14 protein-coding genes and 2 pseudogenes are annotated in these 19,963 nt (G+C 71.1%); 9 read left to right on the forward strand and 7 right to left on the reverse strand.

Annotated features, from left to right (window positions below; genetic code table 11):
• Positions 1 to 82 precede the first annotated feature (82 nt).
• The 5 genes from POF73_RS27725 to POF73_RS27745 all read right to left on the reverse strand — a co-directional run bounded on the left by POF73_RS27725 (position 83) and on the right by POF73_RS27745 (position 8,113).
• The gene (locus POF73_RS27725; RefSeq protein WP_272120809.1) at positions 83 to 1,021 is read right to left on the reverse strand and encodes an alpha/beta fold hydrolase; all 939 of its coding nucleotides are present in this window, start codon (positions 1,019 to 1,021) and stop codon (positions 83 to 85) included.
• The gene (locus POF73_RS27730) at positions 1,018 to 1,515 is read right to left on the reverse strand and encodes a phage holin family protein (RefSeq protein ID WP_272120811.1); all 498 of its coding nucleotides are present in this window, start codon (positions 1,513 to 1,515) and stop codon (positions 1,018 to 1,020) included. The genes POF73_RS27725 and POF73_RS27730 overlap by 4 nt, the downstream gene beginning before the upstream one ends.
• A 78-nt stretch (positions 1,516 to 1,593) precedes the next feature.
• Positions 1,594 to 3,033 (reverse strand): Na+/H+ antiporter NhaA, encoded by a 1,440-nt coding sequence (gene nhaA, locus POF73_RS27735; protein WP_272120813.1) that lies wholly within the window; start codon positions 3,031 to 3,033, stop codon positions 1,594 to 1,596.
• A gap of 187 nt (positions 3,034 to 3,220) precedes the next feature.
• Positions 3,221 to 5,221: an acetate--CoA ligase gene (gene acs / locus POF73_RS27740; protein ID WP_272120815.1), complete on the reverse strand. Its 2,001-nt coding sequence runs from the start codon at positions 5,219 to 5,221 to the stop codon at positions 3,221 to 3,223.
• 288 nt (positions 5,222 to 5,509) lie between these two features.
• A complete protein-coding gene (locus tag POF73_RS27745; RefSeq protein ID WP_272120817.1) occupies positions 5,510 to 8,113 on the reverse strand; it encodes a SulP family inorganic anion transporter in 2,604 nt (867 codons plus the stop codon).
• A gap of 296 nt (positions 8,114 to 8,409) precedes the next feature.
• On the opposite strand from POF73_RS27745, the gene POF73_RS27750 reads away from it, so the two are divergent.
• Entirely contained in the window at positions 8,410 to 9,762 is a 1,353-nt protein-coding gene (locus POF73_RS27750; RefSeq protein WP_272120820.1) for a hypothetical protein, read from the forward strand.
• On the opposite strand, the gene POF73_RS27755 is transcribed toward POF73_RS27750, so the two are convergent.
• The gene (locus POF73_RS27755) at positions 9,752 to 10,762 is read right to left on the reverse strand and encodes an ATP-binding protein (protein WP_272120822.1); all 1,011 of its coding nucleotides are present in this window, start codon (positions 10,760 to 10,762) and stop codon (positions 9,752 to 9,754) included. The two genes, POF73_RS27750 and POF73_RS27755, sit on opposite strands and share 11 nt — an antisense overlap.
• 165 nt (positions 10,763 to 10,927) lie before the next feature.
• Between POF73_RS27755 and POF73_RS27760 the strand changes: the two genes are divergently transcribed.
• Complete coding sequence (locus POF73_RS27760) at positions 10,928 to 11,752, forward strand: oxidoreductase (protein ID WP_272120824.1); 825 nt, start codon at positions 10,928 to 10,930, stop codon at positions 11,750 to 11,752.
• 487 nt (positions 11,753 to 12,239) lie between these two features.
• Here the strand turns inward: POF73_RS27760 and POF73_RS27765 are convergent, their stop codons facing one another.
• A complete protein-coding gene (locus POF73_RS27765; RefSeq protein WP_272120826.1) occupies positions 12,240 to 13,073 on the reverse strand; it encodes an HAD family hydrolase in 834 nt (277 codons plus the stop codon).
• 572 nt (positions 13,074 to 13,645) lie between these two features.
• On the opposite strand from POF73_RS27765, the gene ssd reads away from it, so the two are divergent.
• From ssd to POF73_RS46310, 7 genes and pseudogenes are all read left to right on the forward strand, one after another.
• Positions 13,646 to 14,758 (forward strand): septum site-determining protein Ssd, encoded by a 1,113-nt coding sequence (ssd, locus tag POF73_RS27770; RefSeq protein WP_272120828.1) that lies wholly within the window; start codon positions 13,646 to 13,648, stop codon positions 14,756 to 14,758.
• Positions 14,759 to 15,255: 497 nt separating this feature from the next.
• Positions 15,256 to 16,407 (forward strand): annotated as a pseudogene (locus POF73_RS27775) (TadA family conjugal transfer-associated ATPase); the annotation flags it as partial.
• Between the two features lie 337 nt (positions 16,408 to 16,744).
• Positions 16,745 to 17,605, forward strand: a complete 861-nt coding sequence (locus tag POF73_RS27780) for a type II secretion system F family protein (RefSeq protein WP_272120830.1) — start codon at positions 16,745 to 16,747, stop codon at positions 17,603 to 17,605.
• A gap of 123 nt (positions 17,606 to 17,728) precedes the next feature.
• Positions 17,729 to 18,517, forward strand: a complete 789-nt coding sequence (locus POF73_RS27785; RefSeq protein WP_272120832.1) for a type II secretion system F family protein — start codon at positions 17,729 to 17,731, stop codon at positions 18,515 to 18,517.
• A 190-nt stretch (positions 18,518 to 18,707) separates the two neighbouring features.
• On the forward strand, positions 18,708 to 18,917 hold the full coding sequence (locus POF73_RS27790) for a DUF4244 domain-containing protein (protein ID WP_272120834.1): 210 nt from the start codon (positions 18,708 to 18,710) through the stop codon (positions 18,915 to 18,917).
• Positions 18,904 to 19,305, forward strand: a complete 402-nt coding sequence (locus tag POF73_RS27795) for a TadE family type IV pilus minor pilin (protein ID WP_272120836.1) — start codon at positions 18,904 to 18,906, stop codon at positions 19,303 to 19,305. The genes POF73_RS27790 and POF73_RS27795 overlap by 14 nt, the downstream gene beginning before the upstream one ends.
• Positions 19,302 to 19,934, forward strand: a pseudogene (locus POF73_RS46310) (Rv3654c family TadE-like protein); the annotation flags it as partial. The gene POF73_RS27795 and the pseudogene POF73_RS46310, both read left to right, overlap by 4 nt.
• Positions 19,935 to 19,963: the final 29 nt, after the last annotated feature.

The raw sequence follows: 19,963 nt of genomic DNA on the forward strand, positions 1-19,963 counted from the left end.
GCCCCCAATTGGCCTATGCGCCGGGCAATTGGCTGTTCGTAGGACAGGTGTTCAGTTCCGGATACCGGGCGCATCGGCGCGGTCACCGATCGGGTTCGGGGTCTTTCAGCCAGTTGATCAGTTCGGTCGAGAAAGCGACCGGATCTTCCTCGTGCGGGAAGTGGCCGAGGCCGTCGAACAGCCGCCAGCGGTACGGCGCTTCGACGTACTCGCCCGAACCGGCGGCGCTGCGCGTGCGCATGACGGGGTCGAGCGAGCCGTGCAGATGCAGCGTGGGGACGCGCACCGGCCGCTTCATCCGGCGGTTGAACTGGATGCCGTCCGGGCGGGCCAGCGAGCGCACCATCCAGCGGTACGGCTCGATCGAGCAGTGCGCCGTCGACGGGATGCAGATCGCGCGGCGGTACGTCTCCACCGTGTCGTCGTCCGGCAGGCGCGGGCCCGACCAGTCCCGGATCAGCCGGCCCACGAGCGCCCCGTCGTCGGCCGTCAGTTGCCGCTCGGGAATCCAGGGCCGCTGAAACCCCCAGATGTAGGAACTCGCATTCGTCTGCTTGACGTCCGAGAGCATCGCCGAACGCCAGCGCCGGGGGTGCGGCATGGAGGAGACCGCGAGCCGTCGGACCAGCTTGGGGCGCATCACGGCCGCCGTCCACGCCAGATATCCGCCCAGATCGTGGCCGACCAGCGCGGCGTCGGGCTCGCCGAGCGAGCGGACCACGCCGGTGATGTCGAGCGCGAGGTTGGCCGGGTCGTAACCACGCGGCGTACGGTCGCTGCCGCCGACCCCCCTCAGGTCCATCGCGACGGCCCGGAAGCCCGCGTCGGCGAGGGCGACGAGCTGGTGCCGCCAGGCCCACCAGAACTGCGGGAAGCCGTGCAGCAGCAGGACCAGCGGACCGTCGCCCATCTCCGCGATGTGGAAGCGCGCACCATTGGCGGCCACGTCCCTGTGTGTCCAGGGACCGTCCGGTCGTACGACCGAGGCAGGTTGCGCCGAAGGGGTGGCGGGATCCGTCATGACGACGAGCGTGCCACAGCCTCGATGGCCGCGGGCGCCCGGTCCTGCAACTCCGGCTGCGTGACCGGGCGCGGGTGCGGCTTGGCGTTCTGCAGAACACCCGCCGTCTCCTTCATCGAGGCGGCGACCTTCTGCGGGCCCTTGCTCTTCTTGGCCTTCTTCGCGAAGGCGACGCCGATCAGCGCAAGGACGACGGCGACGAGGACGTTCGCCGCGAAGGACAGCAGGAAGCAGATCGCGAGATTCCAGTCGCTCCAGGTCCGAATGCCGTACGCGAGGGCGAAGTTCAGCATCGGCAGCGAGAACACCAGCAGCACGCCGGCCGCCGTGAACGCGCCGCCGCTTGTCGCGCCGCGCTTGACGTCCTGCTTGAGCTGCGCCTTCGCCAGTGCGATCTCGTCATGCACCAGCGCCGACATCTCGGTCGTCGCCGAGGCGAACAGCTGGCCGATGCTGCGTTCGGCGCCGACCGGGCTGCCGTCGGGTGCGCTCATCGCGGTCTCCCTCGTCGTGTACGGATCCGTCTTCTGCCTGACTGCGTACGGTTCCGTCTTTTGTACCGTCCCGTCAGATCATGCCCGACGGTGCTCCTCGTCGCCTGCCCCGCCCGCCACTTCGGCAAGCGCGTGGCGTGCGGCGGCCTTCTCCTCGGCGATACGGCGGTGCTCGGCGGCCTTGCGCTCGTAGATCGCGGCCAGCCGCAGGTGGTACTCCGGCATGTCCTGCTCGTAGATGTCCGGAATGCCGTCCGCGTCCTCGTCGCGCTCCTCGTCGTCGACCATCCTGCGGTACTTGGCGTTGCGTATCTTCAGCAGCACCGTCGCCAGGGTCGCCGCGGCGAGGGAGCCCACGAGTACGGCCGCCTTCACCTCGTCGGTCAGCGCGGCGTCACCCGCGAAGGCGAGCTCGCCGATGAGCAGCGAGACGGTGAAGCCGATGCCCGCGAGGGTCGCGACGGCGAACACGTCGGCCCATTCCAGGTCGTCGCTGAGCGAGGCCCTGGTGAAACGTGCCGTCAGCCAGGTTCCGCCGAAGATGCCGAGCGTCTTGCCGACGACCAGCCCGAGGACGACGCCCAGCGTCTCCGGCTGGGTGAACACATCGCCGAGCGCGCCGCCGGAGATGGTCACACCTGCGCTGAACAGCGCGAACAGCGGGACGGCGAGCCCCGCCGACAGGGGGCGTACGAGGTGCTCGATGCGCTCGCCGGGGGAGTGCGGCTCGTCCTCGCGGCGCGTGCAGCGCAGCATGAGCCCCATCGCCACGCCCGCGATGGTGGCGTGGACGCCGCTGTTGAACATCAGCCCCCAGATCACGAGGGCGAGCGGCACATACACGTACCACCCGCGTACGCCCTTCCTCAGCAGCAGCCAGAACACGATCAGGCCGACGACGGCGCCGCCGAGCGCGGCGAAATCGATCTGCTCGGTGAAGAAGATCGCGATGATCATGATCGCGAACAGGTCGTCCACGACGGCGAGCGTGAGCAGGAAGGCGCGCAGGGCGCTGGGCAGGGAGGTACCGATGACGGCGAGCACGGCCAGTGCGAAGGCGATGTCCGTGGCGGTCGGAACCGCCCAGCCGGCCGACGATCCGTCTCCGGTGGCATTGGTCAGCGTGTAGACGAGCGCGGGCACCGCCATGCCGCACAGCGCGGCGACGACCGGCAGCGCGGCGGCCTTGGGGTCCTTGAGATCGCCGGCGACCAGCTCGCGCTTGAGCTCGATCCCGGCGACGAAGAAGAAGATCGCGAGGAGTCCGTCGGCGGCCCAGTGCTCGACGGACAGGTTCAGCCCGAGGGCCTCGGGGCCGAGGTGGAAGTGGCCGACGGTCTCGTAACTGTCGTGCAGCGCGGGTACGTTCGCCCAGATCAGTGCGGTGATCGCGGCGAGCAGCAGCAGGACACCGCCGACGGTCTCGGTGCGCAGCGCGTCCGCGACGAAGGTCCGCTCGGGCAGGGACAGCCGTCCGAGGACCTTGCGGACGGGGGCGGTGGTGCTGGGCGCGGGCACGGGGGAGACCTCCGGTCGGTGGGCAGGGCGGAACACATGCCGACCAGACTTCCCGGCGCACCTGAGGACATATTTTTGCTTAGCTTACCTAAAGATGCGCGGGAGTGCATCCGCCGATTTCCACCGTACGTACACGAAGGGCACCCGGCGCGCTCGTCGCCGGGTGCCCTTGATGTCCGTCCCTTACTCAGTCCTCGCTGGGCGCCGCCGGGAGCTTGGCCTGGATGAGGTCCATGACCGTCGAGTCGGTCAGGGTCGTCACGTCACCGAGCTGGCGGTTCTCGGCGACGTCCCGCAGCAGTCGGCGCATGATCTTGCCGGAGCGGGTCTTCGGCAGCTCGGCCACCGGCAGGATCCGCTTCGGCTTGGCGATCGGGCCGAGGGTGGCGCCGACGTGGTTGCGCAGGTCGGCGATGAGGTTCTCGTCCTCGGCGTTGGCCGTACCACGCAGGATCACGAAGGCGACGATCGCCTGCCCGGTCGTCTCGTCGGCGGCACCTACGACGGCCGCCTCGGCGACGGACGGGTGGGAGACCAGGGCGGACTCGACCTCGGTGGTGGAGATGTTGTGGCCCGACACGAGCATCACGTCGTCCACCCGCCCGAGGAGCCAGATGTCCCCGTCGTCGTCCTTCTTCGCCCCGTCACCGGCGAAGTACTTGCCCTCGAACCGCGACCAGTACGTGTCGAGGAACCGCTGGTCGTCGCCCCAGATGGTGCGCAGCATCGACGGCCACGGCTCGGTGAGGACCAGGTAGCCGCCACCGCCGTCGGGCACCTCGTTCGCCTCGTCGTCGACGACGGTCGCGGCGATGCCGGGCAGCGGGGTCTGCGCGGAACCGGGCTTCGTCTCCGTGACGCCCGGCAGCGGCGAGATCATCATCGCGCCGGTCTCGGTCTGCCACCAGGTGTCCACGATCGGCGTCCGGTCGGCCCCGATGTGCTTGCGGTACCAGATCCACGCCTCGGGGTTGATCGGCTCACCGACCGAGCCCAGGACACGGAGGGAGGAGAGGTCGAACTTCGCGGGGATGTCGTCGCCCCACTTCATGAACGTACGGATCGCCGTCGGCGCCGTGTACAGGATCGTGACCCCGTACTTCTGCACGATCTCCCAGAAGCGGCCCTGGTGCGGGGTGTCCGGGGTGCCCTCGTACATCACCTGCGTCGCACCGTTCGCCAGCGGTCCGTACACGATGTACGAGTGGCCGGTGACCCAGCCGACGTCCGCGGTGCACCAGTACACGTCCGTCTCCGGCTTGAGGTCGAAGACCGCGTGGTGGGTGTAGGAGGCCTGGGTGAGGTAGCCGCCGGAGGTGTGCAGGATGCCCTTCGGCTTACCCGTCGTCCCCGACGTGTAGAGGATGAAGAGCGGCTGCTCGGCGTTGAACGCCTCGGGCGTGTGATCGGCGGACTGCCGCTCGACGATCTCGTGCCACCACACGTCACGGCTGTCGTCCCAGGCGACGTCCTGTCCGGTACGGCGGACCACGAGGACGTGCTCGACGTTGTCGACCTTGGAGATCGCATCGTCCACGGCCGGCTTGAGTGCGGACGGCTTGCCGCGCCGGTAGCCGCCGTCGGAGGTGATGACGACCTTGGCGTCCGCGTCCTGGATACGGGTGGCGAGGGCGTCCGCCGAGAACCCGCCGAAGACGACGGAGTGCGCGGCGCCGATCCGGGCGCAGGCCAGCATCGCGATCGCCGTCTCCGGGATCATCGGCATGTAGACGGCGACCCGGTCGCCCTTCCGCACCCCGAGCTCCAGCAGCGCGTTGGCCGCCTTGGAGACCTCGTCCTTGAGCTCGGCGTAGGTGACCGCGCGGCTGTCGCCGGGCTCGCCCTCGAAGTGGATGGCGACCCGGTCGCCGTGCCCGGCCTCGACATGCCGGTCCACGCAGTTGTACGCGACATTGAGCTCGCCGTCCTTGAACCACTTCGCGAACGGCGGGTTCGACCAGTCCAGCGTCTCCGTCGGCTCCTTGGCCCAGGTCAGCCGACGGGCCTGCTCGGCCCAGAAGCCGAGCCTGTCAGCCTTGGCCTGTTCATACGCCTCCGCCGTGACGTTGGCATCGGCGGCCAGGTCGGCGGGGGGTGCGAACCTGCGCTCTTCCTTCAGCAGGTTGGCCAGGCTTTCGTTGCTCACGACATCTCCCTTTCCCAGGGTGTCCGTTGTGTCCCAGGCCACAGCTCATCAGACCCGGGGGCCCGATGACAAGGGTCGACGGAAAATTGGTTTAGACCTGTCGGTGGGGGCGGATCCGGAGCCGCGTCCGGCGCCGGGGTCATCCGTTCCCACGGACGTCGGACGGACCTGGTTCAGGTCTGTAATCCCTTTCACATTTCGTCCGAGCGCAGGTGAAACGCCACGCCAAGGGAAAGGCGGCGCCAGGCGAAATGCCGGCCTCTGGGGAGATGCGATGCCGGGGAGGGGCGATGCCGGGGAGGGGCGGCGCCAGGGAGGCGCCGCCCCGTCTCATGCGGACAGGTTGGCCACCCCCACGTCGTCGAACACCTCGTCTCCGTCCCCCTCGGTGAGCAGGTACGCCTGTGCCTCGCCCACGTGGAAGTACATCCCGTGCAGTTCCAGTGCCCCCGCCCGCAGGGCCCGGGCCACCGACTCATGGGCGCGCAGATGCTCCAACTGCTGGACCACGTTGGTCAGACAGAGCTGCTCGACCGTGTCGGCCGGCGCCCGCCCGGCGAGGCGGGCCCGCCGCTTCTCGTCGGACATCCGCTCCAGACTGGGCTGCCCGTGCCGCAGCCACCGCCGGAGCGGGGTCCCCGGGCCGCCCGGCTCGGAGGTGAGCAGCGCCTGCATGGCCCCGCACCCGGAGTGCCCGCACACCGTGATCGACCGAACCTCCAGCACATCCACCGCGTACTCGATGGCCGCCGCCACCGAGTCGTCCCCGCTCTCCTGGCCGGGCAGCGGAACGAGGTTGCCCACGTTGCGCACCACGAACAGGTCGCCGGGACCACTGGAGGTGATCATCGATGTGACCACACGTGAGTCCGCGCAGGTGAGGAACAGCTGGGACGGCTGCTGCCCCTCCCGTGCCAGCCGTGCCAGCTCGCCACGCACCAGGGGTGCGGTGTTGCGCTGGAACGCGCTGATGCCACGGGCCAGTTGATGCGCGCTCGGCCGGCTCGCGTCCGCTGCACCGGAGGTGTCGGCTCTGCCCTCGCCGGGACGGCCCGAGCCGGAGCCGCTGACCCCTTCGGCGTCGCCGGACCTGCTGACGGCACTGCCGGACGCAGACCCGTCGTTGTGCGTGTCGACTTCGCTCGTGGTGCCGGATGCCTCGGTGGCGCGAGGCGTGCCGGACCGATCCGTGTCTCCGGTGTCGGGCGCCTGCGCTTCCCCGGGTTGCCCCGAGGGTCCGTCGCGTCCGTCGCGGGACGTGGGGGACTCCGGGATCTCGCACTGGTGGTTGCGCCAGGGCGTCCAGGGGTGGCACCGGCAGTAGGCCGACCCGGCCGTGACGTTGCCGGCGTCGAGATGGAGGCCGATCGGCGTGGTGGGTTCACCGATCCGGACTCCGGCTCTGCGGCCGACCAGCTCCACGGCGCCGCCGCGCGCGGTGTGTGTGTTCTGCCAGTCCTGCAGTGACTCGTACGCCGCGTGGTCCATGAAGGACCCGTCCAACTCCACGACGGCGTGGGCGCCTTGGGGTACGAGATGCAGGGCCCGGCTGAGCCGTGGCACCGCGAGGAACGTCAGCTGACCTCGTACGTGTACGTGATGGACTCCTTCCTTCTCGTCATGCGTGATCCGGGTGCGGGTGAGGCGGTGCAGGGCGACGGCGACGGCCATGGCGATCCCGAGTGCCACGCCCTCCAGGACGCCGAAGATCACTACGCCGAGGGTGGTGACGGCGTAGACCAGCACTTCTCGGTGGCGGGTCACCGTGCGGATGTGGTGCAGGGACACCATCTGGATGCCGACGGCCATCACCAGGGCGGCGAGCGAGGCGAGCGGGATGAGCTCCAGGATCGGGACCATCAGCAGCGCGGCGACTACTACGAGAACGCCGTGCAGCATCGTGGAGTTCCGGCTGATGGCGCCGGATTGCACATTCGCCGCACTCCGCACGGCCACGCCGGCTACGGGCAGCCCGCCGAGTGTGCCGGAGACGATGTTGGCGGCGCCCTGTCCGAGCAGTTCGCGGTCCAGGTGCGAGCGCCCGACGCGGGCGGGCAGGCCGGGACGCGAGGCCACCATCTTGTCCACGGCGACCGCGCCGAGCAGCGACTGCACGCTGCACACCAGGGTGGTGGTCAGCACGGCGGCGATCAGGCCCAGCACCGGGCCTTCCGGCAGTCCGGCCAGGGCGTGGCTGCGCCAGGACGGCAGGTCCACCTTGGGCAGGGTCAGGTCGGCGAGCGAGGCGGCCGAGGTGGCGCCCGTGACGGCGACGAGCGCGGCCGGCACCTTGTGCAGCAGGCGTCCGGCCCGGCCGGGAATCCGTGGCCAGAGCAGCAGCAGGGCCAGGGTCAGCGCGCTCACCGAGACGGTGGCGGGCCGTACCTCGGCCAACTGGGCGGGCAGTGCGCGGAGGTTGTCGAGGACGGAGCTCTGCGGGGTGCCGCCGACGACGATGTGCAGCTGGGCGACGGCGATGGTGACGCCGATGCCGGCGAGCATGCCGTGCACGATGGCGGGGCTCACGGCGAGTGCGCCGCGCGCCACGCGCAGGGAGCCCAGGCCGAGTTGGGCGAGTCCGGCGAGGACGGTGACGGCGCAGGTCGTGCGCCAGCCGTACTGATGGATGAGGTCGGCGGTGACCACGGTGAGGCCGGCGGCGGGGCCGCTGACCTGGAGCGGGGAGCCGCCGAGCCAGCCGGCGACGAGGCCTCCCACGGCGGCGGCGACGAGGCCGGCCTGGAGGGGCGCGCCGGTGGCGAGGGCGATACCGAGGGACAGCGGGAGTGCGATCAGGAAGACCGCGATCGAGGCCGACAGGTCGGCGCCCGCGATGCGGGGACGGCGGGGCCGGGTCGGCGGTGGGCTGTGGGGTTCGTGGGTGTGCTCCGCCCGACTCGGGTCGTCGGCGCGGGTGGGGACGCAGGTGGACATGTTCCCGTCTCCTCCGGGGCAGCGCGGTCGCGGATCTGGTGGTCCCCCGCTCTGGCGAGGGGTCGGGTCGCGGCCGTGTGGTCACGGCATGCAGCGGCGGGATGCATCAACAGTCAGTAAACGGATCGTAATGCAGAGTAAAGGGCTGGAATAGATTTTCCGAGCAAATGGACTAATGAATCCCCCCAAAGAGTGATGTGACTAATTAGTCGGCTTGTCGTACTAATTCCTTCTCGGTCCCATGCGATCTTGGCGGCGCCGTCGGCTCCCGAGAGAAGGAAGAAGGTGGACGGAACATGGCCGCCACCCGCAGGACCGCCGCGCCCAGCAGGGCCGCCGCCCCCAGCAGGATCGCCGCGACGTGCAGGCTCGTCGGGGCGCACAGGATCGCGGCGGGTACCGCGATCGCCGCGGTCTGCGCCGCATCCCTCGCCGGCTGCACGTCCGGCACCGACACGACCCGGCAGGGGCTGCCCGGACCCGGACCCCAGAAGGCGAAGCCGGCGGCGCCCGGCACGCCCAAGCGCGTGGTCCGCCTGATCGGCGACGGCTCCACCGCGTACACCGGGGCCCAGCCGCACCTGTCCAGACCCGAGCGACTCAAGCCCGGTCAGAAGCCGCCGCAGTTCGTGGTGTTCTCGTGGGACGGCGCCGGCGAGGACAGCCAGAAGCTGTTCTCCCACTTCCGTGCGGTCGCCAAGGCGAACAACGCGACGATGACGTACTTCCTCAGCGGCGTGTACATGCTGCCGGACCGCAAGCGCGACCTGTACCGCCCGCCGCAGCACTCCCCGGGCCGCTCCGACATCGGCTTCAACGACGAGGCGGGCATCGCCGCCACCGCGAAGCAGCTACGGCTGGCCTGGCTGGAGGGCAACGAGATCGGAACCCACTTCAACGGCCACTTCTGCGGCAAGGGAGGCGGAGTCGGCGAATGGTCGGTGGCGGACTGGAAGGACGAGATCGTCCAGGCGAAGCGGTTCGTGAAGTCCTGGAAGACCACCACCGGCCTGAAGGCGGCACCCCTGCCCTTCGACTACGACAAGGAGCTCATCGGCGCGCGCACGCCCTGTCTGGAGGGCCAGAAGAACTTCGTCAAGGCCGCCCACGAGATGGGATTCCGCTATGACTCCAGCGGTGTCAACAACCAGGTCTGGCCCGCGAAGAAGGGGGGCCTGTGGGACCTGTCGATGCAGCTCGTGCCGTTCCCCGGACACTCCTACGAGCAGCTCACCATGGACTACAACTTCATGGTCAACCAGTCGGGCACCACGAGCCAGGGCGACCCCGCCAAGCACGACTTCTGGGGCGACCAGATGCGGGACGGCCTCCTCCTGGGCTTCCACCGCGCCTACCTGGGCAACCGCGCGCCCCTGATCATCGGCAACCACTTCGAGTCCTGGAACGGCGGCACCTACATGCGCGCCGTCGAGGAGGTCGTCGAGGCCGTCTGCAACAAGCCCGACGTGCGCTGCGTCTCCTTCCGGCAACTCGCCGACTGGCTCGACGCCCAGGACCCGGCAACCCTGAAGAAGCTGCGCACGCTGGGCGTCGGCGAGGCCCCGAAGCAGGGCTGGGCGTCCTTCCTGTCGGGACACCCGGCCCCGGCCCCGAAGGGAGCGCCCGGGGCGCCGGCGGTCAAGCGGTAGCAGTCAGACGGGAGTTGTCTTCGGTACCGGCGACGACACTCTCGTCCAGGACGAATCCGGGGTCGATCTGTGCTGCCAGGTCGGCCCCGGTGCGTTCGTTCCCCCAGGACTGGGCGTTCTTCAGGTGGAAGTGCGCCATCTGGCGGGTGTAGCGCTCCCAGTCCCGCAGCTCGTACGTGGCGTCCACGGCCGTGTGCAGTCGGCGCAGGGCGAGGTGGTTGGCGTCCTCCAGGAGCTCGAACCGGGGCGGGCGTCCCTTCTCCATGGCGCGCACCCAGTTCGAGTGCCCGACGGTCACCAGCAGGTCGTCCCCGACCTCGGCGCGGAGGAAGTCGAGGTCGTCCTGACCCTGCACCTTGTTGCCGACGACCTTCAGGACGACGCCGAAGTCGCGGGCGTACTCCTTGTACTGGCGATAGACGGAGACTCCCTTCAGGGTCGGCTCGGCGACGAGGAACGTGATGTCGAAGCGGGTGAACATGCCGGAGGCGAAGGAGTCCGAGCCCGCCGTCATGTCGACCACGACGTACTCGTCGGGGCCGTCCACCAGGTGGTTCAGGAACAGCTCCACCGCCCCCGTCTTGGAGTGGTAGCAGGCGACCCCCAGATCGGAGTCCGTGAAGGGGCCGGTGACCATCAAACGGACGGCGCCGCCGTCGAGTTCCACCGGCCGGGCGCAGGCGTCGTACACCGGATTGGGGTCGCACACCCGCAGCAGCCGCGAGCCCTCGCCGGGCGGTGTCGTCTTGATCATCGTCCGGGCCGAGGTGATCCGCGGATTGGAGCCGCGCAGATAGTCCTTGATCAGCGACAGCTGCTCACCCATCGCGGGCAGCGCGGCGGTCTCCGTCTCGTCGAGCCCGAGCGCGGCTCCCAGGTGCTGGTTGATGTCGGCGTCGACGGCGACGACCGGTGCGCCTGCCGCGGCGAGCCGACGGATGAACAGGGAGGACAGGGTCGTCTTGCCGCTGCCGCCCTTGCCCACGAAAGCAATTTTCATGTTCACGAAGGGTAGTGCCGCGATAGCTGTATGTGGCAGACGTGCGTGAAGTAGGCCACTCGATCGAGGGGTGCGAGTCATCGAACAGGGCGAAGCCCGAGGGGTCGGCGGTCGGGCGGAGGGTGGCGGCGGCCGTGTGGCGCGTGGGCGCGTAATGTCGTACTCATGAGTACGACAGGCGCGACCGCCGATCCGCTCGCGGCCCTCGGGTCGCTGCCGGGTGTGCCCGAGTCCGTGGAGTCCGTGCGCAAGGCCGTGGACCGGGTGTACGGCCACCGGATCATGCGGCGTCGCAGCAACGAGATCACCTCCGAGGCGGCCCTGCGCGGCGCCCGTGGTTCCGCGGCGTTGTCGGGCGCCGACTGGGCACTCGAAGAGGTCCGCCGGCGTACCGACTTCAGCGGTGACGACGAGGCGCGCGTCGTGGGTGCGGCCCTGCGGCTGACCGCCGAGGCGGGCCAACTGCTGTCCATCTGGCGGCAGTCACCGCTTCGGGTACTGGCCCGACTGCACCTGGTCGCGGCGGCGAGCAACGACGACACGGTCGGGCGTCCACGCCAGGAGGGCGAGCCGGTCGACGAGCCGCTGGTCGAGCTGCCGCCGCCGAGCGCGGCGGAGGTGCACGGCCGTCTGGAGGGGCTGTCCGAGCTGATCATCGCCGGAGGTTCGGCGCCCGCCTTGGTGACGGCCGCCGTCGTGCACGGCGAGCTTCTCGCGTTGCGCCCCTTCACCTCCCGCAACGGCCTGGTCGCGCGCGCGGCCGAGCGCATCGTCCTCGTGGGCAGCGGCCTCGACCCGAAGTCCGTCTGTGCTGCCGAGGTCGGTCACGCCGAACTGGGCCGCGCGGCCTATCTGGCGGCGCTCGACGGCTATGTCTCCGGCGCGCCCGAAGGCATGGCCGCCTGGATCGCCCACTGTGGCAAGGCGATCGCGCTCGGGGCGCGTGAATCGACGGCTGTGTGCGAGGCGCTGCAGCGCGGGGCGGCGTGACGCACGCGCGCGGGGCGGCATGTCACGCACGCGCGCGGGGCGAAGGGATGCACGCGCGCGTGGGGCGTCGTGAGGCTGCTTGAAAGTCGTAAGGCGCGAAAAAAAGCCCCCGCGCAGGGGCTCATCGCATAAGTTGCGGCGGTACGAGGATTCGTACCGCCGCTGGCATGTTCACCGGGTTACCAAGCGTCCTCGAATATGTTGCCCATCAGGTCGGGAACTTTGCCCGTCACCTGGTGCGGCTGGCCCGTAATCGACGGGTCGACGTCGCGTGGGTGCCCAATGTTCATGCTCGGTCCGTGGGGCCAAATGCGTATTAAAGGTGATCCTCTCGGATGTCCTTGGTCTCGCGGGCCGTTGAGTCCTTTGTACTCCAGGACACAACCAAGCGGAAGCCCTCGCTGCAGTTCTTTACTTTTACTCTCAAAAAGGTGACAAACGGGCACCGGTCCGTCGAACAAGGCGGACGAAATCCGGGAACTGCAGGTCAGGCAAGTGCCGTACGGCGCCGGCTCGCGTACCAGACGAGGCCCGCGGTCGCCGCGGCGGCTCCTATGGCGGCCGCCGCCAGGAGGGCGGGGCGCGGCGGTACGGAGAACGAGGGGAGCCGCTGCTTGAGCCGGACCGGGCGGTGGAAGTCGAGAATCGGCCACCCGCGCGCGAGTGCCTCACGACGCAGCGCGCGGTCGGGGTTCACGGCGTGCGGGAGGCCGACGGACTGAAGCATCGGCAGGTCGGTTACCGAGTCGCTGTAGGCGTAGCAACGGGAGAGGTCGTACCCCTCGGACGCGGCCAGTTCCTTGATCGCCTCGGCCTTCGTCGGGCCGTAGGCGTAGTACTCCACCTCGCCGGTGAAGCAGCCGTCGTCGCCCACGACCATGCGCGTGGCCACCACGCGGTCGGCGCCGAGCAACTCGCCGATGGGCTCGACCACCTCGGCGCCCGACGTGGACACGATGACGACGTCGCGCCCTGCCGTGTGGTGCTCCTCGATGAGGGACGCGGCCTCGTCATAGATGATCGGGTCGATCAGGTCGTGCAGTGTCTCGGCGACGATCTCCTTGACCTGCTGGACGTTCCAGCCGCGGACGAGCGCGGAGAGGTACTCGCGTGTGCGCTCCATCTGGGCATGGTCCATGCCGCCGACGCGGAAGACGAACTGGGCATATGCGGTCCGCAAGGCGGCCCTGCGGTTGATCAGACCGCCTTGGTAGAACGACTTGCTGAACGTGAGCGTGCTCGACTTCGCAATGACCGTCTTGTCCAGGTCAAAGAAGGCCGCTGTGCGGGGCAAGGAGTGGTTTTCCACGACCCTGAGCATAGGGGCAGCCCATTCGGCGTAAGGTGGGCGCGTGGGTTTGCCTGAGAGGGCTCTCGGGTACACCATGGAAGTCACGGATCGTTCGCGACCGTGCTAACCCGGTCCGACTCCTCCCCCCCCGAGTCGGCCGTGGAGACGACCCCCGCTCTCCCCCCCGGCGGGGGTCGTCGCATGTCCGGGGTGGTTTTTCTCTTCCCAGTACGGCCGCAGGGCCGAAGCGAGGCGGCTGCGGCCGCCCGACAGGCATGCCCGTGATCCGTGACTGTGTGTAGTCATCGCGCTGCTCTGCGGGAGTCGCACAGGGGTCGGTGCGGGGGTCACCGGTATGGGTGATGGCGATATTCACAACCACCGGGTTGTCCACAGTTATCGACCAAGATCCACACGATTTCCGGGATCGCTGCACCGTGATTCCAGTGCGTCCGGCACGGGCCGACTTCATGGCCGGTTCTGGTTAGTCGGGCGTGTTTGGCCGGTTCGTATCGGCCGTTCATATGGAGGCCGCTTGCCGGTTCTTCACACGTTTGGGATTCGCGGGCCGCAGGGCTGCGCGAGTGATGCAGCGAAGGGGGATGGAAACAGTGGCCGCAGCCGTCACACACGATCCACCGCCCACCGCCTCCGGGCGGCCGGGCAAGCCGTTGATCGTCACGGAAGATGCCGAACTGCTCGACGACCTGCTGCGCCTGTGCGCGGCGGCCGGAGCCACACCCGAGGTCCACCACGGGGTACCCGAGCCCAGAGGCAATTGGGAGGCCGCGCCGCTCGTCCTGGTCGGCGACGACGCGGCACGCCGCGTGCGCGGAGCCGGACGCAGGCGCGGAGTGGTGCTCGTCGGCCGGGACCAGGACGACTCGGGGGTCTGGCGCCGAGCCGTCGAGATCGGCGCCGATCACGTCCTGATGCTGCCCGACGGAGAGCAGTGGCTGGTCGACCGCATCGCCGACGTCGCCGAAGGCGTCGGCCGGCCCGCCCTCACCGTCGGGGTCATCGGCGGCCGTGGCGGGGCCGGAGCGTCCACGCTCGCATGCGCCCTGTCCGTCACCGCCGCGCGTGAAGGGCTGCGCACGCTGCTCGTGGACGCCGATCCGCTGGGCGGCGGACTCGACGTCCTGCTCGGCGGCGAGGCGACCGAGGGGCTGCGCTGGCCCGCGTTCGCCGGCTCGCGCGGACGGCTCGGCAGCGGCGCCCTGGAGGAGTCGCTGCCGAAACTGCACGCCCTGCGGGTCCTCAGCTGGGATCGCGGCGACTGCCTCGCCGTCCCGCCGCAGGCGATGCGAGCGGTGCTCGCCGCGGCCCGACGCCGGGGCGGCACGGTCGTCGTCGACCTGCCCCGCCGTATCGACGACGGGGTCGCGGAGGCCCTCGCCCAGCTCGACGTCGGGATCCTCGTGGTCCCCGCCGAACTGCGCGCCGTCGCCGCGGCCCGGCAGGTGGCATCCGCGGTCCGGATGGTCCTACGGGACCTGCGGGTGGCCGTACGCGGGCCGTACGCGCCCGGACTCGACGACCGCGAGGTGGCCCGCCTGCTGGAACTGCCGCTGGTGGGCGAGGTGCCGGTCGAGTCGGGACTGCTGCGGCCGCACGAGAGCAAGGCGCCGCCGGGCGCGGTGGGGCGGGGGCCGCTCGCACGGTTCTGCCGGGAGTTCTGGGAGCACGCCTTGCTCGAAGCGAGGGCGGCATGAGTACGGGTTCGGGGCTCGACCGGGTGAGCGGTGGCGAGGCTGGTTCGGTGCGGGCAGCGCCGGAGCGGTCGAGGTCGGGCGGGACTGCGGGCGGGACGGCGAACGGCAGGTCGCGTACGGCCACGCCGCGATGGGCGTCGGACGGACCGGGTGGCTGTGCGGTTGCGCGGCGGGGGGCGGGCCAGGTGGTGAGAACGGAGGCTGTGGAGCGAGAGCGAGAGCGAGAGTGGGAGCAGGAGCAGGAGCAGGAGCAGGAGCGGGAGTGGGAGTGGGAGCAGGAGCGGGAGCGCGGGCGGGAGCAGGAGCGGGAGCGGGAGCGCGGGCAGGAGTTGGACGGCGTGGCGCGTGTGGCGGCTGTAGGGCCGCAGTCGGGCGGCACGGTGCGGACGGCCGCTGCACGGCGGGAGTCGGCCGATCAGGCTGGTCGGGCAAGTGGTCGTGCGGCAGGTCCGTCGGCTGTGCGGTGGGCTTCGGACGGGGCGGCGGCAGGGGCGGGCATGCCGGCCGGGCTGCTTGACGGGGTGCGGCAGTGGCTGGCCGAGAGCGGGGCCGAGCCGACGCCCGCACGCGTGGCGCAGGCTCTGCGGGAGCAGGGGCGGGTACTGGGCGACGCCGAAGTACTCGGCGCGGCCGAGCAGTTGCGGTCCGAGCTGGTCGGGAGTGGGCCGCTGGAGCGGCTGCTCGCCGATCCGTCGGTGACCGACGTGCTGGTGTCGGCGCCGGACCGGGTCTGGGTGGACCGGGGCGGCGGCCTGGAGCTGACCTCCGTGTCCTTCCCCGACGCGGCGGCCGTACGACGCCTGGCGCAACGCCTCGCCGCGGTGGCCGGGCGGCGGCTGGACGACGCACGGCCCTGGGTGGACGCTCGGCTGCCCGACGGGACGCGGCTGCACGCGGTGCTGCCACCGGTCGCCGTCGGCTGTGCCTGCCTGTCGCTGCGGGTCGTCCGGCCGAGGGCCTTCACGCTCGACGAGTTGGTCGCTGCGGGCACGGTGCCGTCGGGTGGGGACCGGGTGCTGCGGGCGTTGGTCGACGCGCGGCTGTCCTTTCTGGTGAGCGGCGGGACCGGCAGTGGCAAGACGACGTTGCTGAGTGCGCTGCTCGGGCTGGTCGGGGAGGGCGAGCGGATCGTGCTCGCGGAGGACTCGGCGGAGCTCAGGCCGGACCATCCGCATGTCGTACGGCTGGAGAGTCGACCCGCCAACCAGGAGGGCGCCGGGCTCGTCACCCTTGAGGACCTGGTCCGGCAGGCCCTGCGAATGCGGCCGGACCGGCTGGTCGTGGGCGAGGTGCGTGGGCCTGAAGTGGTGGATCTTCTTGCCGCGTTGAACACCGGCCACGAAGGAGGCTGCGGGACCGTCCACGCGAATACGGCTGCCGACGTGCCGACCCGGCTGGAGGCGCTCGGCACCGCGGCCGGGCTCGACCGGGCCGCGCTGCACAGCCAGCTGGCGGCTGCGCTGTCGGTCGTACTCCACCTCGTGCGCGACCGGACCGGGCGGCGGCGGATCGCTGAGATCCATGTGCTGGAGAGGGATCCGTCGGGCCTGGTGCGGACCGTGCCGGCGCTGCGGTGGGGCGCGGAGGCGTTCGTGGCCGAGCGGGGGTGGGAGCGGCTGAGGGGGTTGCTTCGGGGGGAGAGCGGTGAGTTGCGCGGCGGCGTGAGTGGGGTGGGTGATCGGGGCGGGCTGGGTGAGTGTGGCGGGCCGGGCGGGCGCGACGGGCCGGGTGAGCGTGGCGGGTCGGGTGACTGTGACGGGCCGGACGCGAGCGACGGGCTGGGCGAGGGTGGCGGGTTCGGTGCTCGTGGCGGGGGCGTCGGTGGCGTACTCGATGGCGCTGCTCTGCGGGCGCGTGCTGTGCCGGGTGATCGCGACGGGTTCGGTGATCGGGGCGGGCCGGGTGATCGCGACGGGTTCGGTGATCGCTATGGGGGCGGTGGCGTGCGGCGTTCGGTGAGCGATGGTGAGGGGTTCGGTGGGCTGAATGGGTGAGATGTCGCTGGGCGCCGCTGTGGTGTGTCTCGGGGCGGCGGTCTGGCTGCTGGGTGGGTGGAATTCCGGGGCGCGGCGGGCGGAGTTGTTGCTTGCGGGAGGTGGGGCGGTGGGAGCCGGGCCGCCCGACTGGCGGCGGTTGGCCGGTGAGCTGCGGCGGCTGTGGGGGCGGTTACGGGCCGAGTGGTGGGCGCCGGCTGTGGGGCTGGTGCTGGGCGTTCTCGGGTCGTCGGTGCTGCCGGTCGTCGCGGGGGCGGCCGGGGTGCCGTTGCTGCGCAAGGTGCGGCTGGCCCGCGAGGCGCGGCGGGCACGGGAGTGCCGCGGCGACGCGGTGATCGCCTTGTGCGGGGCGCTTGCCGGGGAGGTGCGGGCCGGGCGGCAGCCGGGTGAGGCGTTGCTGCGGGCCGCGCGGGACTCCGGCGGGCTCGGCGAGGCGCAGGCCGCGGTGCTGGCGGCGGCGCGGTTCGGCGGGGATGTGCCGGTCGCGCTCGCCTCCGCGGCACGGCAGCCGGGAGCGGAGGGACTGTCGGGGCTGGCGGCGTGCTGGCGGGTGGCTGTGGACCAGGGCGCGGGGCTCGCGGCCGGACTCGACCGGCTGGAAGGAGCGTTGCGTGCGGAGCGGGACCAACGCGCCGACCTGCGTGCTCAGTTGGCGGGTGCTCGGTCGACGGTGGTGATGCTCGCGGGGTTGCCGGTCCTGGGGTTGTTGCTCGGTGCCGCCATGGGGGCTGACCCGCTGCGTGTGCTGCTGCATACCGGGGCGGGGCTTGCCTGCCTGGTGGTCGGCGGGGTGCTTGAGGGGCTGGGGATGTGGTGGGCGCTGCGGATCGTGCGGGGAGCGGAGGCGGTGTGAGCGGGCGGTGTGAGGGGGCGGTGTGAGGGGGCGGGCTGAGTGTGGGCGTGATCGGGAGGGGCTGTGAGGGAGAGGGGTGCCGGCGTTGTGGAACTGCGCGGGTCGGGAGAGGGAGGTGTCGGAGTGAGTGCGGAAGTTTTCCACAGGCTGGGGGTGGCCCTGGGGGCGGTGCTGGTCGTGGGGTGGCTGTTGCGGTGGCCTGTGGCGGCACGGCGAGAACGGAGGGTCCGGCGGCGGCTGGCCGAGTTGATGCCGGGCACCGAGGGGACGCCGAAACGCCGACGGTTCGACGTCCGGCAGGGCGTGCGGCAAGGGCTGCCCATGGTGGCGGTCGTGGGCGCGGGCTGGGTGCTGGTCGGTGGTGTCGCCGGGTTGGCGGTGGGGCTGGTCGTCGCCGGAGGGCTGGGGCTGTGGCGGCGTCGGCAGGGTGCCGTCGGCGTCGAGGAGGAGCTCGACGTCGGTGAGGTGGCTCGGCAGCTTCCGCTCGCCGCCGATCTGCTGGCGGCCTGCATCGCGGCGGGTGCCGGTCCGGTCATCGCGGCGCAGGCCGTTGGCGAGGCCTTGGGCGGTCCTGTCGGGGACGCGCTGGCGCGAGGTGCGGCGGAGGTGCGGCTCGGTGGTGAACCGGGTGAGGCGTGGCAGCGGTTGGCCTCGATGCCGGGGGCCGCGGCGTTGGCGCGGCTGCTGGAACGAGCCGATGTGTCGGGGCTTCCGGCGGCCGGACCGGCCGCGCGGCTCGCCTCGGAGGCTCGCGCCGGCTGGACGCGCGCCGCGACGGAACGGGCCAGGCGGGCGGCCGTCATGGTCAGCGCGCCGGTGGGGCTGTGCTTCCTGCCCGCGTTCATCTCGGTCGGTGTCGCGCCGGTGGTGATCGGGCTCGCGGGGGGAGTGCTGGGAGGGGGTGGTGGGTGACGCGGTGACGGGGTGACGGGTGAGGGCGGCAACGGCCGCAGGAAGAGGACATGGAGTTCGAGCTTGGAGTTCGGAAGCTCGGCAGCAGCCGGTCAGCAACAGGACTTCGGCAGCCGAAGTTCGACGGCAGACGTTTCAACAGCTGGTTCAGCAGCTGGTTTCAACAGGACTGAGAATCACGGGGGTTGAGATGTACAAGGCAGTAGAGGCGCGGATGCCCGCGCTGGTGTGCAGGGTGCGCGGGGCGCGGAGGGATGCGGGGATGGTCACCTCCGAGTACGCGATGGGGATCGTCGCGGCGGTGGCGTTCGCCGTGGTGCTCTACAAGGTCGTGACGAGCGGGGAGGTCAGCGCGGAGTTGCAGGCCATCGTTAAGCAGGCGCTCGATGCGCGGATGTGAGGGCGAGGGTGAGCGAGGGGCGTCCCGGGTGTCGGCGTGGGCGTCGGACCGGGGGTTCGTGACGGCGGAGTCGGCTGTGGTGCTGCCCGTGCTGGTGATGTTCGCGATGGCGCTGGTGTGGGGGCTGCTCGTGATGGCCGCGCAGATCCAGTGTGTGGACGCGGCCCGGACGGGCGCCCGCGCGGCAGCCCGGCAGGATCCGGCCGACGCGGTCATCGAGGTGACCCGTGAGGCGGCACCGCGTGGCGCGAGGGTCACGGTCGAGCGGGAAGGGGGCGAGGTTCGCGTGGTCGTAGTGGCCCAGCGGTCGTTGCTGCGCGGGCTCCCCTTCGAGGTACGGGAGGAGGCCGTGGCGGCGGCGGAGGAGAGCGTGGGGGCGGGGACATGAACGGAGGTTTCGCAGCGGGCCGGGGTTCTGTCGCCGACCGACGCCTTGGTCACGAGGTGGCGGGCGACCGATGTCCCGGTGTGGCGGTGGGCGACCGATGCCCCGGTGTGGCGGTGGGCGGTCGGGGGTCCGGCGCGGTGGCGGGAGGTCGGAGTTCCGGTGCGGCGGCAGGCGGTCGACGTCCTGGCGTGGCAGCGGGCGGTCGACGTCCTGGCGTGGCAGCGGGCGGTCGACGCTCTGGCCACGCCCACGCCCACGCCTACGCCTCCGACCCCGGCGCCGAGCATGGCTTGGGCTCCCGCACCGACTGGTGTACTGACCGGAAGCCCGCCATCGGTCGGCACAGGGCCCGGGAACCCGCCGCCCGCCCTCGCTCCGACCGAGGTTCCGCCACCGTCTGGAGCGTCAGTGTCATCGCCGTGCTCTGCGTCGTCTTCGGCGCGGTACTTGCCCTGGGACAAGCGGCCGTTACCCGGCACCATGCGGCCGGCGGTGCGGATCTCGCGGCGCTTGCGGCGGCCGACCACTGGGCGGAGGGCGGTGCGGCGGCCTGTGGCCGGGCCGAGCGGGTGGCTCGGGCGCAGGGTGTGCGGCTCGTGCGGTGCGAAGTGGTGGGTGAGGTCTCGGACGTGACGGCGGCGTCGGGCCGGGGGCCGTT

The sequence above is a fragment of the Streptomyces sp. HD genome (assembly GCF_028369295.1).
Lineage (GTDB): Bacteria > Actinomycetota > Actinomycetes > Streptomycetales > Streptomycetaceae > Streptomyces.